The 16,727-nt window shown below is 69.5% G+C and carries 16 protein-coding genes; 8 read left to right on the forward strand and 8 right to left on the reverse strand.

Annotated elements, in window-relative coordinates; translation table 11 throughout:
* Window positions 1-56: 56 nt before the first annotated feature.
* Window positions 57-1,361 carry a CynX/NimT family MFS transporter gene (locus tag ACWGI2_RS08745; protein WP_453694709.1) on the reverse strand — a complete coding sequence of 435 codons (1,305 nt, stop codon included), beginning with the start codon at window positions 1,359-1,361 and terminating at the stop codon, window positions 57-59.
* Between the two features lie 72 nt (window positions 1,362-1,433).
* On the opposite strand from ACWGI2_RS08745, the gene ACWGI2_RS08750 reads away from it, so the two are divergent.
* Complete coding sequence (locus ACWGI2_RS08750) at window positions 1,434-2,126, forward strand: FadR/GntR family transcriptional regulator (protein ID WP_453694710.1); 693 nt, start codon at window positions 1,434-1,436, stop codon at window positions 2,124-2,126.
* A 3-nt stretch (window positions 2,127-2,129) separates the two neighbouring features.
* On the opposite strand, the gene ACWGI2_RS08755 is transcribed toward ACWGI2_RS08750, so the two are convergent.
* The 3 genes from ACWGI2_RS08755 to fabG all read right to left on the reverse strand — a co-directional run bounded on the left by ACWGI2_RS08755 (window position 2,130) and on the right by fabG (window position 4,106).
* Window positions 2,130-2,483: a hypothetical protein gene (locus ACWGI2_RS08755; RefSeq protein WP_453694711.1), complete on the reverse strand. Its 354-nt coding sequence runs from the start codon at window positions 2,481-2,483 to the stop codon at window positions 2,130-2,132.
* Window positions 2,484-2,619: 136 nt separating this feature from the next.
* Window positions 2,620-3,381, reverse strand: a complete 762-nt coding sequence (gene fabI, locus ACWGI2_RS08760) for an enoyl-ACP reductase FabI (protein ID WP_371529954.1) — start codon at window positions 3,379-3,381, stop codon at window positions 2,620-2,622.
* A 5-nt stretch (window positions 3,382-3,386) separates the two neighbouring features.
* Window positions 3,387-4,106 carry a 3-oxoacyl-[acyl-carrier-protein] reductase gene (fabG, locus tag ACWGI2_RS08765; protein WP_453401190.1) on the reverse strand — a complete coding sequence of 240 codons (720 nt, stop codon included), beginning with the start codon at window positions 4,104-4,106 and terminating at the stop codon, window positions 3,387-3,389.
* Window positions 4,107-4,291: 185 nt separating this feature from the next.
* Between fabG and ACWGI2_RS08770 the strand changes: the two genes are divergently transcribed.
* From ACWGI2_RS08770 to tyrS, 3 genes are all read left to right on the forward strand, one after another.
* Window positions 4,292-5,815 (forward strand): TldD/PmbA family protein, encoded by a 1,524-nt coding sequence (locus ACWGI2_RS08770; protein WP_453694712.1) that lies wholly within the window; start codon window positions 4,292-4,294, stop codon window positions 5,813-5,815.
* Window positions 5,816-5,900: 85 nt separating this feature from the next.
* A complete protein-coding gene (locus ACWGI2_RS08775; protein ID WP_453694713.1) occupies window positions 5,901-7,295 on the forward strand; it encodes a metallopeptidase TldD-related protein in 1,395 nt (464 codons plus the stop codon).
* 75 nt (window positions 7,296-7,370) lie between these two features.
* Window positions 7,371-8,648 (forward strand): tyrosine--tRNA ligase, encoded by a 1,278-nt coding sequence (tyrS, locus tag ACWGI2_RS08780; protein ID WP_453694714.1) that lies wholly within the window; start codon window positions 7,371-7,373, stop codon window positions 8,646-8,648.
* Between the two features lie 73 nt (window positions 8,649-8,721).
* Here the strand turns inward: tyrS and ACWGI2_RS08785 are convergent, their stop codons facing one another.
* The gene (locus tag ACWGI2_RS08785) at window positions 8,722-8,997 is read right to left on the reverse strand and encodes a GlsB/YeaQ/YmgE family stress response membrane protein (RefSeq protein WP_453401194.1); all 276 of its coding nucleotides are present in this window, start codon (window positions 8,995-8,997) and stop codon (window positions 8,722-8,724) included.
* A gap of 215 nt (window positions 8,998-9,212) precedes the next feature.
* On the opposite strand from ACWGI2_RS08785, the gene ACWGI2_RS08790 reads away from it, so the two are divergent.
* Both ACWGI2_RS08790 and ACWGI2_RS08795 read left to right on the forward strand, forming a co-directional pair.
* Window positions 9,213-9,602, forward strand: coding sequence for a DUF3099 domain-containing protein (locus ACWGI2_RS08790; RefSeq protein ID WP_160504247.1), 390 nt, complete (start codon window positions 9,213-9,215; stop codon window positions 9,600-9,602).
* A 188-nt stretch (window positions 9,603-9,790) separates the two neighbouring features.
* Window positions 9,791-10,015 carry a hypothetical protein gene (locus tag ACWGI2_RS08795; protein ID WP_453694715.1) on the forward strand — a complete coding sequence of 75 codons (225 nt, stop codon included), beginning with the start codon at window positions 9,791-9,793 and terminating at the stop codon, window positions 10,013-10,015.
* Window positions 10,016-10,021: 6 nt separating this feature from the next.
* On the opposite strand, the gene moaA is transcribed toward ACWGI2_RS08795, so the two are convergent.
* The 3 genes from moaA to ACWGI2_RS08810 form a co-directional block, all read right to left on the reverse strand.
* Window positions 10,022-11,038, reverse strand: a complete 1,017-nt coding sequence (moaA, locus tag ACWGI2_RS08800) for a GTP 3',8-cyclase MoaA (RefSeq protein WP_453694716.1) — start codon at window positions 11,036-11,038, stop codon at window positions 10,022-10,024.
* 196 nt (window positions 11,039-11,234) lie between these two features.
* Window positions 11,235-12,869, reverse strand: a complete 1,635-nt coding sequence (locus ACWGI2_RS08805; protein ID WP_453401196.1) for a solute symporter family protein — start codon at window positions 12,867-12,869, stop codon at window positions 11,235-11,237.
* Window positions 12,866-13,234 carry a DUF485 domain-containing protein gene (locus ACWGI2_RS08810; protein ID WP_453401197.1) on the reverse strand — a complete coding sequence of 123 codons (369 nt, stop codon included), beginning with the start codon at window positions 13,232-13,234 and terminating at the stop codon, window positions 12,866-12,868. The genes ACWGI2_RS08805 and ACWGI2_RS08810 overlap by 4 nt, the downstream gene beginning before the upstream one ends.
* 328 nt (window positions 13,235-13,562) lie before the next feature.
* Here ACWGI2_RS08810 and ACWGI2_RS08815 point away from each other — a divergent pair, with 328 nt between their 5' ends.
* Together ACWGI2_RS08815 and ACWGI2_RS08820 are read left to right on the forward strand one after the other, a co-directional pair.
* Window positions 13,563-15,095, forward strand: coding sequence for a S8 family serine peptidase (locus ACWGI2_RS08815; RefSeq protein WP_453401198.1), 1,533 nt, complete (start codon window positions 13,563-13,565; stop codon window positions 15,093-15,095).
* Between the two features lie 14 nt (window positions 15,096-15,109).
* Window positions 15,110-16,696: a S8 family peptidase gene (locus ACWGI2_RS08820; RefSeq protein ID WP_453694717.1), complete on the forward strand. Its 1,587-nt coding sequence runs from the start codon at window positions 15,110-15,112 to the stop codon at window positions 16,694-16,696.
* The last annotated feature ends 31 nt before the right edge of the window (window positions 16,697-16,727 follow it).

Consider the following 16,727-nt stretch of genomic DNA (forward strand, 5'->3'; position numbering starts at 1 on the left):
GTCTCGCACCCTTTGTCCGGGGGGTCACCGCCGGGGTCGGTCAGGCACCTCCAGGATCAGGCAGCCGCCGCGACCTCGTCCTCGACCGTGCGGTTGCGGCCCGCCAGGATGCCCACCACGATCTGCGGCACCATCAGGCCCGCCATGAGCGCGATCGGCAGCCCCCAGCCGCCGCTGTGCTGGTAGAGCACGCCCACCAGGAGCGGCCCCGGGATCGAGATCAGATAGCCCGTGCTCTGCGCGAAGGCCGAGAGCTTGGCGACGCCCACGCTGCTCTTGGCCCGCATGCCGACCAGGGTGAGGGCCAGCGGGAAGGCGCAGTTGGAGACGCCGAGCAGCAGGGCCCACGCCCAGGCGCCGCTCTCGGGGGCGAGGTAGAGGCCCGCGTACCCGGCGAGGCCGCAGGCGCCGAGCACGACCACCACGGGGCCCTGGTTCGGCAGCCGCGTGGCGACCCGAGGGATCACGAAGGCCAGCGGCACGCCCATCGCCATGGTGACGGCGAGGAGCACACCGGCCTCCCCCGCCGGGACCCCGGCGTCACGGAAGATCTGCGGCATCCAGCCCATCGTGATGTACGCGGCGGTGGCCTGGAGCCCGAAGAAGCAGGCCAGCGCCCACGCCGTACGGCTGCGTGTGATGCGCAGCCCCGCGTCCTCCTGGCGCACCTGGGAGCTGACGTGCTCCGGGGCGGCCGACGCGGCGCTCTTGTCCCGTACGAGCGGCACCCACGGCACGACGGCGACGACGGCGAGCGCCGCCCACACCGCGAGCCCGGACTGCCAACTGCCGCCCATCGCATCGGTCATGGGCACCGTGATGGCCGCGGCCATCGACGTGCCGAGCGCGAGCGCCATCGAGTAGAGCCCGGTCATCGAGCCGACCCGGTCGGGGAACCAGCGCTTGACGATCACCGGCATCAGGACGTTGCTGACCGCGATGCCCATGAGGGCGAGCGCGCTCGCGGCGAGGAAGCCGACGGTGCCGCCCAGGAAGGGGCGGATCACCAGGCCGGTGGCGATGGCGACCATGCCCGCGCAGACCACCGCGCTGGGGCCGAACCGGCGGGCGAGCCGCGGCGCCATCACACCGAAGACCGCGAAGCAGAGCGGCGGGACGGAGGTGAGCAGTCCGGCGAGCGTGCCGCTCATGCCGAGCCCGTCACGTACCTCTTCGAGGAGGGAGCCGAGGCTGGTGATGGCCGGACGGAGGTTGAGGGCGGCGAGGACGATGCCGACCATGACGAGACGCGTCGCCCACGCGCGCGTGGGGGGCTGTTTCTCCGCTGCCCCGCTCGCCGCGTCGGTACGTATCGGTGTCGTCGGTGTCGGTGTCATCGTCCTGGTTTCCTCACTAGCCATGGAGCCATCATAGAATCATGGGATGATTGACTGTCCAATCAGTTGCCCTCACATCGCGCGCGAAGGAACGTCATGCCGCTGACCACCCCTCACCGTTCGGCGCTCTCCGAGCAGGTCATCGCCGAGCTGCGTAACCAGATCTCCTCGGGAGAGTGGCCGGTCGGCTCCCGCATCCCCACGGAGCCCGAGCTGGTCGAGCAGCTGGGCGTGGCGCGCAACACCGTCCGGGAGGCGGTCCGCGCCCTCGCGCACAACGGCCTCCTCGACATCCGCCAGGGCTCGGGCACCTACGTGGTCGCGACGAGCGAGCTGGCCGGTGTGATGCAGCGCAGGTTCGCCGACGCGGAGCCGCGGCACATCGCGGAGCTGCGCAGCACGCTGGAGTCGAGCGCGGCGAAGCTGGCCGCGCAGCGGCGCACCGAGCGTGATCTCAAACAGCTCGACGCCCTTCTGGAGCGCCGCGAGGAGGCCTGGGCATCCGGCGACGCGGAGGCCTTCGTCGCCGCCGACGCGACCTTCCACCTGGCCGTGGTGGCCGCGTCCCACAACGACGTGATGACGGCGATGTACGCCGACCTCGGCGAGGTGCTGCGGGACTGGCTGCGCGAGGACGTCGGCGAGAAGCTGACCCCCGAGAGCCACATGGACCACGCCCGGCTCGTCGACGCGATCCGGGAGAGCGACGCGGAGGCGGCTGCCAAGGAGGCCGCCGGCTACCCCTTCATGTGCCGCCCGGAGCTGTTCGACGACTCCGCGCAGTCGTGAACGTCACTTCTGGTGGCTGACCCAGACCGCGCGGATCTCCTTCCAGCACCGTCCGGTGAGCCGCACCGTCTGGGCGGGCCCGGCCTCCACGGAGACGCCGTCGCTGTCGATGTCCCACCACTGCTCGCACTCCAGGTGCAGCCGGACCCGGTCGGTCTCGGGGTACGGGTTGTGGCAGTGGGCGACCGCGTCCGAGCCCTCGACCCTGATGCGGCACTCCGAGCCGAAGGGCCGCGGTTTCGCCGCCGCGACGGCCTCGACCGCCTCCACGCGCGCGCGTGGAGGCTTCGCCTCTCCGACGGCATGCGACGCGGCGCCGTACGGCAGGGCGATCAGCAGAGTGAGAGCGGCGAGCACCGCAGGAGGTGACGGGCGCACACCTCAGGGTGCGCGGTTCCGGACCGACCGCGCCCGGCCAGGGGGCCGAACGGGTGACGCCCCGCCTCCCGCGCTGCGCGGGGGACGGGGCGTCAGAAACGTACGAAATGCCTGCTCAGGCACCCATCATGTGCACGCCGCCGTCGACGTGGATGATCTCGCCCGTGGTCTTCGGGAAGAAGTCCGAGAGCAGCGCGACGATGCCGCGGCCCGCGGGCTCCGGGTCGGCCATGTCCCAGTCGAGCGGGGAGCGGGTGTTCCAGACGTCGGCGAGGTCGGCGAAGCCCGGGATGGACTTGGCCGCCATGGAGCCGATCGGGCCCGCCGAGATCATGTTGCAGCGGATGTTCTCCTTGCCCAGGTCGCGGGCGAGGTAACGGCTCGTGGCCTCGAGGGCGGCCTTCGCCGGGCCCATCCAGTCGTACTTCGGCCAAGCGAACTGCGCGTCGAAGGTCAGCCCCACGACGGAGCCGCCGTTCGGCATCAGTGGACGGCAGGCCATGGTGAGCGACTTCAGGGAGAACGCCGAGACGTGCATCGCCGTCGCGACGTCCTCGAAGGACGCCTCGAGGAAGTTGAAGGCGCCCTGCGGGGCGAAGCCGATGGAGTGCACGACGCCGTCGAGGCCGCCGAGCTCGTCCTTGACCAGGCCCGCGAGCCGGTCAAGGTGCTCCTGGTTGGTCACGTCGAGCTCGATGACCTTGGCGGGCTTGGGCAGCTTCTTGGCGATGCGCTCGGTGAGCGTGGGCCGCGGGAAGGCGGTGAGGATGACCTCGGCGCCCTGCTCCTGCGCGACCTTGGCCGCGTGGAACGCGATGGAGGACTCCATCAGAACGCCCGTGATCAGGATCTTCTTGCCGTCGAGAATTCCGCTCATGGTGATCAGTGACCCATGCCCAATCCGCCGTCAACGGGGATGACGGCTCCAGTGATGTACGACGCGTCGTCCGAGGCGAGGAACTTCACCGCTGCGGCGATCTCCTCGGGCTGCGCGTAACGGCCGAGTGGCACCTGCGCCATGATGTTCGACCGCTGCTCGTCGGTGAGCGCCTTGGTCATGTCGGTGTCGACGAAGCCGGGCGCCACGACGTTGAACGTGAGGTTGCGCGACCCGAGCTCACGGGCCAGCGAACGCGCGAAGCCGACCAGGCCCGCCTTGGAGGCGGCGTAGTTCGCCTGCCCAGGGCCGCCCATCAGACCGACGACGGAGGAGATCAGCACGACGCGGCCCTTCTTGGCGCGCAGCATGCCGCGGTTGGCGCGCTTCACGACACGGAAGGTGCCGGTGAGGTTGGTGTCGAGGACGGACGTGAAGTCCTCCTCGGACATCCGCATGAGGAGCTGGTCCTTGGTGATCCCGGCGTTGGCCACCAGGATCTCGACCGGACCGTGCTTATCCTCGATCTCCTTGTAGGCCTGCTCCACCTGCTCGGCGTCAGTGATGTCGCACTTGACGGCGAGGACTCCGAGCTCCGTGAGGATCTGGGGCGGTTCACCCGAGCGGTAGGTGACCGCGACCTTGTCACCGGCGTCGGCGAAGACGCGGGCGATGGCGAGGCCGATGCCCCGGTTTCCTCCGGTGACGAGAACCGAGCGGCTCAACGGATCACCCTTTCGATAGCGGTCTGGTACCTCGAAAACCTATCGGTACCGTGCTCCATACGGAGAATCGACGACCGACAGTGGCGTACCGGACTCACTGTCGGGTCCCTACAGAAATCTCTGGCCGCCGGGCCCTCACGCGCGACATGATCTGAACGACCGGTGCCGACAGCAGGGAGACATCCGTGCCTCATTCCATCGATGAAGCCTTCACGGCGCTGCCGCTCAGGGCCCTCGCCGACGCCGCGCTGGCCCGCGCGCGTGCCCTGGGCGCGGACCACGCGGACTTCCGCTTCGAGCGGGTGCGCAGCGCGTCCTGGCGGCTGCGGGACGCCAGGCCGTCCGGCACATCGGACACCACGGACCTCGGCTACGCGGTCCGTGTCGTGCACGGCGGGACCTGGGGGTTCGCCTCGGGCGTCGATCTGACGATGGACGCGGCGGCGAAGGTCGCGTCCCAGGCCGTGGCGATGGCGAAGCTTTCGGCCAAGGTCATCAAGGCGGCGGGCTCCGACGAGCGTGTGGAACTCGCGCACGAGCCGGTGCACTCCGAGCGGACCTGGGTGTCGTCGTACGAGATCGATCCCTTCTCCGTGCCGGACGAGGAGAAGAGCGGGCTGCTCGCCGAGTGGAGCTCGCGGCTCCTCGCCGCCGACGGCGTCTCGCACGTCGACGCCTCGCTCCTGACCGTGCACGAGAACAAGTTCTACGCGGACACGGCGGGGACGGTGACCACGCAGCAGCGGGTTCGCCTCCATCCGCAGTTCACCGCGGTCGCGGTCGACGAGACCAGCGGCGAGTTCGACTCGATGCGGACCATCGCGCCGCCGGTCGGGCGCGGTTGGGAGTACCTCACCGGGACCGGCTGGGACTGGGACGCGGAGCTCGCGCGCATCCCGGAGCACCTCGCCGAGAAGATGCGGGCGCCGAGCGTGGAGGCCGGCTCGTACGACCTGGTCGTCGATCCCTCCAACCTCTGGCTGACCATCCACGAGTCCATCGGCCACGCCACCGAGCTGGATCGCGCGCTCGGCTACGAAGCCGCGTACGCGGGGACGTCGTTCGCCACCTTCGACCAGCTCGGCAAGCTCGCGTACGGCTCGTCGATCATGAATGTGACGGGTGACAGGACGGCCGAGCACGGACTTTCGACCATCGGGTACGACGACGAGGGCGTGGCCGCGCAGTCCTGGGACCTGGTGAAGGACGGCACCCTGGTCGGCTACCAGCTGGACCGGCGCATCGCGAAGCTCACCGGCTTCGAGCGGTCCAACGGCTGCGCGTACGCGGACTCCCCCGGCCATGTGCCGGTGCAGCGCATGGCGAACGTGTCGCTCCAGCCCGATCCTGGCGGGCTCTCGACGGAGGACCTGATCGGGGGCGTCGACCGGGGCATTTACGTCGTAGGCGACCGTTCATGGTCAATTGACATGCAGAGGTACAACTTTCAGTTTACCGGGCAGCGCTTCTACCGCATCGAGAACGGCCGCATCACCGGTCAGCTGCGCGATGTCGCGTACCAGGCGACGACCACCGACTTCTGGGGTTCGATGACGGCGGTCGGCGGCCCGCAGACGTATGTGCTCGGCGGCGCCTTCAACTGCGGCAAGGCCCAGCCGGGCCAGGCCGCGGCGGTCTCGCACGGCTGCCCCTCCGCCCTGTTCCGGGGCGTGAACATCCTTAACACCACGCAGGAGGCGGGCCGATGAGCGGCGGCAACCACGGAATCGGCCGGGGGTCCGGGGGTTGTCCCCCGGGAAAGCACAGTCTCAACACCACGCAGGAGGCCGGTCGATGAGCCGCAGCGCCACCAAGCCGCACGAGATCGTCGAGCGCGCCCTCGAACTGTCCACCGCCGACGGCTGCGTCGTCATCGCCGACGAGCACTCGACCGCGAACCTGCGCTGGGCGGGCAACGCCCTGACCACGAACGGCGTCACCCGCGGCCGCACCCTCACCGTCATCGCGACCGTCGACGGCAAGGAGGGCACCGCCTCCGGCGTCGTCTCGCGCTCGGCCGTGACCGCGGCCGAGCTGGAACCCCTGGTACGCGCCGCCGAGCACGCCGCGCGCGGGGCGGGTCCCGCCGAGGACGCGCAGCCGCTGGTGGCCGGGGCCGAGGAGTCCGCGGACTTCAGGGACGCGCCCGTCGAGACGTCCTCCGCGGTCTTCGCGGACTTCGCCCCCGCGCTCGGCGAGGCGTTCGCCACGGCCCGCGCGGGCGGGCGCGAGCTGTACGGCTTCGCGAACCACGAACTCGTATCGAGCTATCTCGGTACGTCGACGGGGCTGCGCCTGCGGCACGACCAGCCCAACGGCACCTGGGAGGTCAACGCCAAGTCCCCCGACCGTACGAAGTCGGCGTGGGCGGGGCGTGCGACGCGGGACTTCAAGGACGTCGACCCGGCGGCGCTCGACACCGAGCTCGCCAAGCGCCTGGGGTGGGCCGAGCGGCACATCGACCTGCCGGCCGGGCGGTACGAGACGCTGCTTCCGCCGACCGCCGTCGCCGACCTGCTGATCTACCAGCTGTGGTCGGCGTCGGCCAGGGACGCGGCCGAGGGCAGGACGGTGTTCTCCAAGCCGGGGGGCGGCACCCGCGTCGGCGACCGGCTCGCCGAGCTGCCCCTGACGCTGCGCAGCGACCCGAACGAGCCGGGCCTGGAGTCCGCCCCGTTCGTGCTCGCGCACGCCTCGGGCGGCGACTCGTCCGTCTTCGACAACGGGCTTCCGCTGGCCGCCACCGACTGGGTGCGCGCGGGCGAGCTCGCGCATCTGACCAGCACCCGGCACAGCGCGTCCCTGACCGGCCTGCCGGTGGCCCCCGCCATCGACAACCTCATCCTGGACGGCGGCACCGACCGCTCCCTGGAGGAGATGGTCGCGAGCACGGAGCGCGGGCTGCTCCTGACCTGCCTCTGGTACATCCGCGAGGTCGACCCCGCGACCCTGCTGCTCACCGGGCTCACCCGGGACGGCGTCTACCTCGTCGAGAACGGCGAGGTCGTGGGCGAGGTGAACAACTTCCGCTTCAACGAGTCGCCGGTGGACCTGCTCAGCCGGGCCTCGGAGGCCGGGCGTACGGAAAAGACGCTGCCCAGGGAGTGGGGCGACTGGTTCACTAGGGCCGCGATGCCCGCCCTGCGCATCCCGGACTTCAACATGAGCTCGGTCAGCCAAGGCGTGTGACGCCCATAGACTGGCCGGTACCAGCCGGTACCGGCCAGAGCTTTTCCCAGCAGCCTTTCAAGGAGACACAAGACCGTGACGGACATCGTCGACGAGCTGAAGTGGCGGGGTCTTTTCGCCCTGTCCACGGACGAAGATGCACTGCGCAAGGCGCTCGCGGACGGCCCCGTCACGTTCTATTGCGGCTTCGACCCGACCGCGGCCAGCCTGCACGTCGGGCACCTGGTGCAGGTCCTCACCGTCCGCAGGCTCCAGCAGGCGGGGCACCGCCCGCTCGCCCTGGTCGGCGGCGCGACGGGCCAGATCGGCGACCCGCGGCCGACCGCCGAGCGCACCCTGAACGACCCGGAGACGGTCGCGAACTGGGTGGCGCGGCTGCGCGGGCAGATCGAGCCGTTCCTGTCCTTCGAGGGCGAGAACGCCGCCGTGATGGTCAACAACCTGGACTGGACCGCGGGCATGTCCGCGATCGAGTTCCTGCGGGACATCGGCAAGCACTTCCGCGTGAACAAGATGCTGACCAAGGACTCCGTGGCCCGCCGCCTGGAGTCCCAGGAAGGCATCTCGTACACGGAGTTCAGCTACCAGCTGCTCCAGGGCATGGACTTCCTGGAGCTCTACCGTCGCTACGGCTGCACGCTGCAGACCGGCGGCAGCGACCAGTGGGGCAACCTCACGGCGGGCATCGACCTGATCCACCGCCTGGAGCCGGACGCCACGGTGCACGCCGTCGGCACGCCGCTGATGGTCAAGGCGGACGGCACCAAGTTCGGCAAGTCCGAGAGCGGCGCCGTCTGGCTCGACCCGCAGATGACCACGCCGTACGCGTTCTACCAGTTCTGGCTGAACGTGGACGACCGGGACGTCTCGACGTACATGCGCATCCTCAGCTTCAAGTCCCGCGAGGAGCTCGAGGAGATCGAGAAGCTCACCGAGGAGCGTCCGCAGGCCCGCGCCGCCCAGCGCGCGCTCGCCGAGGAGCTGACGACGCTGGTGCACGGCGCCGACCAGTGCGCCGCGGTCATCGCGGCGTCCAAGGCGCTGTTCGGCCAGGGTGAGCTCGACGGCCTCGACGAGGCGACGCTGAGCGCGGCCCTCTCCGAGCTGCCGCGCGTCCAGGTCGCCGAGCTCGGCCCGGTGGTGGACCTCCTCGCGGAGGTCGGCCTGGTGGCGAGCAAGTCCGCGGCCCGGCGCACGGTCAAGGAGGGCGGGGCCTACGTGAACAACGCGAAGGTCGCGTCCGAGGACGCCGTGCCCTCCCGCGACGAGCTCCTGCACGGGCGCTGGCTGGTGCTGCGCCGGGGCAAGAAGAACCTGGCGGCTGTCGAGGTCACAGCGGTCACCGCGGGCTGACCCGCATCCCCGCACCCGCACGAGAGGGGCCGGTCCGTCTGGACCGGCCCCTCTCACGCCGCTTACGCGCAGGTCAGGCCCGCTGCCTGTTGCCCTTGATCATCTTGTACGCCATGTCTCCGACGCCCACGACGACCAGGGCGGCCGCGAGCTGCAGGGCGTGCCGCCCCCAGTCGATGCCCTTGGTCTCGTCGATGCCGAACGCCCCGGCAAGCGAATTGCCGATGATGGCACCGATGATGCCGAAGATGGTGGTCAGCCAGAGCGGACTGTGCTGCTTCCCGGGCAGGATCGCCTTGGCGATCAGCCCCAGCACGAATCCCACGACGATGGCCCACAACCAGCCCATAGCTGCCTCCTCGTTCGGCTCAACATGAGCATTACGGCCAGTCTCGACCGATCCTCCATACGGCGCATGTCGGGCACCCCCATACGTGGCATGACGCAGACAGGACACCGAGAAGAGGCCTGCCCCGGTCTCGAAGGCTGCGCAGCCCAGGCGTAACGTGGAGCGGGTCCGGGCCGGGGAGAGCCCGGCTTCTTGTGAGCAGGCGGTGGAATGTGATGCGGAAGCAGAGCGGCGCCCAGGTCTTCCGGATCACAGGGGCCCGGCAGGGACTCGCGGACGACGTGCGCGGCAGGCAGCGGCGGTACGTGATCTCGATGTCGATCCGTACGCTTTCGGTCATTGCCGCGGCGGTGCTGTGGAACGTCGAGCGGCATGTCGCCCTCGTCGCTCTGGTGCTCGGCATCCTCCTCCCGTACATCTCCGTCGTGATCGCCAACGCGGGGCGGGAGAACATCCCTTCGCTGCCGTCGACCTTCGTACCGGCGCCGTCCCGGCCGATGCTCGCTCCGCCGCCCCTGCTCGACGAGTCCGCGGAACCCGTCCCGGAAGCTGGCACGGGCCCCGCGCCGGGCGAGCCCAACGCCCCGTCCGGTCACCAGAACTGACCGTCGACGTTGCGCCAAGCTCAAGAAAAGCTCAGATCAATCATGTAGTTCCGGTGCCAGGCACCGGGTCCCCCATGACATACTTCGTACGCGCTCCGCATCCCCCGTCGGAGCGACAGACCGACGCCGGGCAGCTCCCCCCGTGGCTGCTCGGCGTCGCCTTGTTTTGAACGCACTTGGACGTACTCGTGAGCGACGAAACACCGATCTGTTCCGCCAAGGGCTGCCGCGCCGCCGCGGTGTGGGTGCTCGCGTGGAACAACCCGAAGATCCACACTCCGGAGCGCCGCAAGACGTGGCTCGCCTGTGAGGAACACCGCGAGCACCTCTCCCAATTCCTGGGGGTACGCGGCATGTTGAAGGACGTCGTGACGCTGGCCGAGTGGGAAGCCCCAGAAGCCCCGGAGAGCTAGCGCGAGCTAGCCGCCGATCGCCGACATCGGGCGGTCGGGCTGCAGGAACGTCGGGTCGTCGAGGCCCGAGCCCGCCTTCTTGCCCCACATCGCGAGCTTCCATATGCGCGCGATCGCCTCGTCCGAGCCGCCTGCGTCGTCGGCGCCGTCCTCCCCATTGGCCCGCAGGGCCGCCCTCAGGTCGGTCTCCTCCGTGGCGAACAGGCAGGTGCGGACCTGGCCGTCGGCCGTCAGGCGGGTGCGGTCGCAGGCCGAGCAGAACGGGCGGGTGACGGAGGCGATGACGCCGACGCGATGCGGACCGCCGTCCACGACCCAGCGCTCGGCCGGCGCGGAGCCGCGCTCGCCGGAGCCCTCCTCGGTGAGCTCGAAGCGCGTACGCAGCGAGGTGAGGATGTCACCCGCGGTGATCATGCCGTCGCGCTTCCAGCCGTGCTGGGCGTCGAGCGGCATCTGCTCGATGAACCGCAGTTCGTAGTCGTTCTCGACGGCCCAGGCGAGCAGGTCAGGGGCCTCGTCGTCGTTCAGGCCCGGCATCAGGACCGTGTTGACCTTGACGGGGGTCAGGCCCGCGTCACGGGCCGCCTCCAGCCCTTCGAGGACGTCCTTGTGGCGGTCACGGCGGGTGAGGGTCTTGAAGACGTCCGGGCGCAGGGTGTCCAGAGAGACGTTCACCCGGTCGAGGCCCGCGGCCTTCAGGGCGGCGGCGGTGCGCTTGAGGCCGATGCCGTTCGTCGTCAGGGACATCTTGGGGCGCGGCTCCAGCTGGGCACAGCGCTCGACGATGCCGACGAGGCCGGGGCGCAGGAGCGGCTCGCCGCCGGTGAAGCGGACCTCGGTGATGCCGAGCTGCGTCACCGCGATCCGGATGAGGCGGACGATCTCGTCGTCGCTGAGGAGCTCGGACTTGGACAGCCATTGCAGGCCTTCTTCGGGCATGCAGTACGTGCACCGCAGATTGCACTTGTCGGTCAGCGAAACCCGCAGATCGGTGGCCACTCGGCCGTAGGTGTCGATGAGCACGTGGGCCCCCTCCCTGATCCTGATCGAGCCAGTCCGGTCCAGATACTCCCGAGCCTACGTGACGGGGCTGACATCGTCGGGGGCCCGATCCCACGAGGAGCGGTGCGGCCGCGTCGTAGAGATCTACCAACGATCTACGACGCGGCCGCTGACGTGCGTGTTTCCGGTGGGACCCAGGAGATGGGAACCCGGCAGATCAGTGGGCTCCGGTTCCCGTGAGGGAGCGCACCTCCAGCTCCGCGTACTTGCCCTTGTCCGGCTCCTCCTTGGACAGCATGGTGCCGAGCCAGCCGAGCAGGAAGCCCAGCGGGATGGAGATCAGGCCCGGGTTCTCCAGCGGGAAGAAGTCGAAGTTCGCGTCGGGGAACATCGAGGTGGGCTTGCCCGAGACGACCGGCGAGAACAGCACGAGGCCGACCGCGGCGACGAGTCCGCCGTAGATGGACCAGAGCGCGCCCTGCGTGGTGAACCGCTTCCAGAAGAGGCTGTAGAGGATCGTCGGCAGGTTCGCGGAGGCCGCGACGGCGAAGGCGAGGGCGACAAGGCCCGCCACGTTGAGATCACGGGCCAGGGCGCCCAGTGCGATGGAGACGATGCCGATGAAGACGGTCGACCAGCGAGCGGCCTTCATCTCCTCCTTCTCGGTGGCCTTGCCCTTGCGGATGACGTTCGCGTAGATGTCGTGCGCGAACGAGGACGACGAGGCCAGGGTGAGGCCCGCGACAACCGCGAGGATCGTGGCGAAGGCGACCGCGGAGATCACGGCGAGCAGGATCGCGCCGCCGGCGGAGTCGCCACCGCCGCCGATCTCCAGGGCGGCGAGCGGTGCCGCGGTGTTGCCCGCCTTGTTCGAGGCGATGATGTCGCCGGGCTTGAGCAGGGCGGCGGCGCCGAAGCCGAGGACGATCGTCATCAGGTAGAAGGCGCCGATGATGCCGATCGCCCAGTTCACGGACTTACGCGCGGCCTTGGATGTCGGCACCGTGTAGAAGCGGATCAGGATGTGCGGCAGGCCCGCGGTGCCGAGGACCAGGGCGATGCCGAGCGAGATGAAGTCCAGCTTCGAGGTGCCGCTCGCGCCGTACTTGAGGCCGGGCTCCAGGAAGGCCGAGCCCTTGCCGCTGTTGGAGGCGGCGGTGCCGAGCAGGTCGGAGACGTTGAAGTTGAACTTCAGCAGGATCAGGAAGGTGATGAGGATGGTGCCGGTGATGAGCAGGACGGCCTTGACCATCTGCACCCAGGTGGTGCCCTTCATGCCGCCGATGGTGACGTAGACGATCATCAGGACGCCGACGAGGGCGACGATGAGGATCTTGCCCGCGTCGCTGGTGATGCCGAGCAGCAGCGAGACCAGGACGCCCGCGCCCGCCATCTGCGCGAGCAGGTAGAAGATCGAGACGACGATCGTGGAGGTGCCCGCGGCGGTACGGACCGGACGCTGGCGCATGCGGTAGGCGAGGACATCGCCCATCGTGTAGCGGCCGGAGTTGCGCAGCGGCTCGGCGACCAGGAGGAGCGCCACGAGCCAGGCGACCAGGAAGCCGATGGAGTAGAGGAAGCCGTCGTACCCGAAGAGGGCGATGGCGCCCGCGATGCCGAGGAAGGACGCGGCGGACATGTAGTCGCCGGAGATCGCCAGACCGTTCTGGAAGCCGGTGAACTGGCGGCCGCCCGCGTAGAAGTCGGCGGCGCTCTTGGTCTGACGTCCCGCCCAGACGGTGATGAAGAGGGTCGCGACGACGAAGGCCGCGAAGAGGCTGATGATCAGCGCCCGGTGCTCGGAGGCGTCGGAAGTCGCCGCCAGGACAGTGGTGTTCAGCGCGGGGCTCATGCGCCGGCCTCCATACGGGACTTGATGGCCTCGGCCTTGGGGTCGAGCTTCGCGGCGGCGTGGCGCGAGTAGAACCAGGCGATGAGGAACGTGGTCAGGAACTGCCCGAGTCCGAGGACCAGGGCGACGTTGATGTTGCCGAACAGCTTGGTGCCCATGAAGTCGCCCGCGTAGTTCGAGAGCAGGACGTACGCCAGGTACCAGACGATGAAGGCGACGGTCAGCGGGAAGGCGAACGAGCGGTGCGCCTTGCGGAGTTCACCGAACTCGGCACTCGCTTGCTCCTGGAGGAACTCTTCCGTGGACGGCGCGTGCGGAGCGGGGGCTTCTCCGTCCTTGGACGGTGGGGATGCATCGGGGGCCACGGAGTCTTCTCCTCGTGGTGCGGGTGCGGTGGGGACGGACAGCTGATCCATGGGCTCTCTCTGATCCGGCAGTGACGCGGATCACGTAGGCCACGGATGGCGATGCTAAGGCCATGGGACGTGATCCGACAGGGGTCGATGTTGGTTCCGTTACCTGTTCAACGTCACGGCGGCACGCCCGGCGCGGGGCTACGTGTCGTTTTCTTCCGGAATCCATTGCTGGCCTGGGAGTTCGGGGGATAGCTTCACTCTGCACGCCCCGTCATGTACCTGCCCGATCACTAGATGTGTTCGGGCAGTTCACGTATCCGGATGATGTGGAGACCCCATGGCTCATCTGCGTTCCAGACGTCGCATCGCGCTCACCGTGCCCCTCGGCATAGCGCTCGCGGCGTCGGTCGGTTTCGCCCCGGGCATCGCGACCGCTGCCCCCGACGCACCCGCCACCGCGTCGGCGAAGGCCGAGGCCCCGAAGCTCGCGTACGTCGTCAACACCCGTACGGACTCCAAGACGATCGCGTACGTCAAGAAGGCGATCGCCAAGGCGGACGGCACCGTCGTCGTGGCCTACCCGAAGATCGGCGTCATCGTCGCGCACTCGGCCAACCCCGACTTCGGCAAGCAGCTGCGCAAGGTCAAGGGGGTGCAGTCCGCGGGCGCGACCCGCACCTCGCCCCTGACGGCGGCGGGCACCACGGAGGAGGGTGCTCCGACCCGCCTGTCGAAGTCCGACGCCAAATCGCTCAAGGCGCAGGCGGATCCGGGCGCCGAGCCGCTCGAGGCCGACCAGTGGGATCTGCGCGCGATAGGCGCCGACAAGGCGGCGAAGATCAACCCGGGCAGCAGCAAGGTCACCGTCGGCGTCATCGACACCGGAGTCGACGACACCCACCCGGACCTCGCGCCCAGCTTCTCGGCCTCGCAGTCGGCGAACTGTGTCGGCGGCAAGGCGGACACCTCCCCCGGCGCCTGGCGTCCGGAGAAGAAGGAGCACTACCACGGCACGCACGTGGCGGGCGAGATCGCCGCCGCGCGCAACGGCGTGGGCGTCGCGGGTGTCGCGCCCGGCGTGAAGGTCGCGGGCATCAAGGTGGCCGACCCGGTCAGCGAGCTGTTCTTCCCGGAGAGCGTGGTCTGCGCCTTCGTGTTCGCCGCCGACAAGGGCATCGAGATCACGAACAACAGCTACTACGTGGACCCGTGGCTCTACAACTGCATGGACGACCCGGACCAGCGGGCCATCGTCGACGCGGTCAACCGGGCCCAGCTGTACGCCCAGCGGAAGGGCACCCTGAACCTCGCATCGGCGGGCAACTCCAACCACGACCTCGCATCCGACGAGATCCTGGACGACTCGAGCCCTGACGACTCGACACCGGTGCCGCGCACCATCGACCCGTCCGAGTGCTTCGACCTGCCGACGCAGCTTCCGGGCGTGGTCACCGTCAGCGCGACGGGCGTGAAGGACCTCAAGTCGTACTACTCCACCTACGGCAAGGGCGTCATCGACGTCGCGGCCCCCGGCGGCGACAAGTACCAGATCCCGGCCGACACCCCCTCGAAGAACGGCCGCATCCTCTCCACGATGCCGGGCAACGAGTACGCCTGGCTGCAGGGCACCTCGATGGCGTCGCCGCACGCCTCGGGCGTGGCCGCGCTCCTGAAGTCGACGCACCCCAAGGCGAGCCCTGCCGAGCTCCAGCGGCTCCTCAAGAAGCAGGCCGACAACCCTGGCTGCCCGACGGAGCCGTACGACCCGGACGGTGACGGCAAGGTCGACGCGGTCTGCGAGGGCGGCAAGAACAAGAACGGCTTCTACGGCAGCGGGATCGTCGACGCGCTCGACGCCGTGAAGAAGTGAGGGGCTCGCACTCCATGACCGCACCTTTCACGCGCTCCCGCCGCGTGCTCGCACTCCCGCTCGGCATGGCGGTGGCCTCGGCCGTCGCCTTCCTGCCGGGCACGGCGTCGGCACAGCCCGATGCCACGGCGCGTCCCGGCACCCCGGTGTCGTCGGCCGTGTCCGCACTCGGCGCGTCCCTCACGGACGGCACGTCGATGAGCTATGTCGTCAACGTCCGTGCCGGGCACGGCGGTTCACCGTCCGCCAAGACATCGGCGTACGTGAAGAAGGCCATCGCCAAGGCCGGCGGCAAGGTCGTCATCGCGTACGACAGGATCGGCGTGATCGTCGTCCACTCGTCGAACGCGGACTTCGCGAAGCAGATACGCGGGGCGAAGGGTGTCGCGTCGGCGGGGGCCACCCGCACGGCGCCGCTCTCCGCGCAGTCCGACGACGCCCTTGAGGCCGACCGGCCGCTGACCTCCGCCGAGGCGGAACAGGCGGCCGGGCAGGCGGGCGCGGGCCAGGACGAGCTCGAGCCGCTCCAGTGGGACCTGCCCGCCATCAAGGCGGACAAGGCCCACAAGGAGTCGCTCGGCAGCTCCAGGGTCACCGTCGGCGTCCTGGACTCCGGCGTGGACGACACGCACCCGGACATCGCGCCGAACTTCGACGCGAAGGCGTCCGCGAGCTGTCTGGGCGGCGTGCCCGTGCAGAAGGACAGCGCGTGGCGTCCGGTGGCCAAGGAGAGCGACCACGGCATGCACGTGGCGGGCACGATAGCCGCCGCGAAGAACGGCACCGGCGTCACCGGTGTCGCTCCGGGCGTGAAGGTGGCGAGCCTGAAGGTGGCCGAGCCCGCGACCGGCATGTACTACACCGAGGCCGTGGTCTGCGGCTTCATGTGGGCGGCCGATCACGGCGTGGACGTCACCAACTCCAGCTACTACACCGACCCGTGGCTGTTCAACTGCAAGACGGACGCCGACCAGAAGGCCCTGGTCGACGCCGTCGGGCGGGCCACTCGGTACGCGGAGCGCAAGGGCGCGGTGAACGTCGCGGCGGCCGGTAACGCCAAGACGGACCTCGCGCAGGAGGAGATCGTCGACGACTCCAGTCCGGACGACACGACGCCCACCGAGCGGACCATCAAGACGGCGGACTGCCTCGACCTGCCGTCGCAGCTTCCGGGTGTCGTGACGGTCTCGGCCACGGGCGCGAAGGGCATCAAGTCCTCGTACTCGAACTACGGCAAGGGCGTCATCGACATCACGGCGCCGGGCGGTGACTCGACGCGGTTCCAGGCGCCGGACGCGCCGGCCACGGACGGCCGCATCCTGTCGACGCTCCCGGGCGGCAAGTTCGGCTACAAGGCGGGTACGTCGATGGCGTCACCGCATGCCGCGGGCGTTGCCGCGCTCATCAAGTCGGCCCACCCGCACGCGTCGTCGGCGAAGGTGAAGGCGCTGCTCTACGGCGAGGCCGACGCCATGAAGTGCACCGACCCGTACGACATCGACGGCGACGGCAAGATCGACGCGGTGTGCGCGGGCGGCAAGAACAAGAACGGCTTCTACGGCGTGGGCATGATCGACGCGCTGGACGCCGTGCGGAAGTAGCGGGTTCGCGAGGCGAACCGGGCCGGGCGGT

Source organism: Streptomyces sp. NPDC054866, assembly GCF_053610745.1.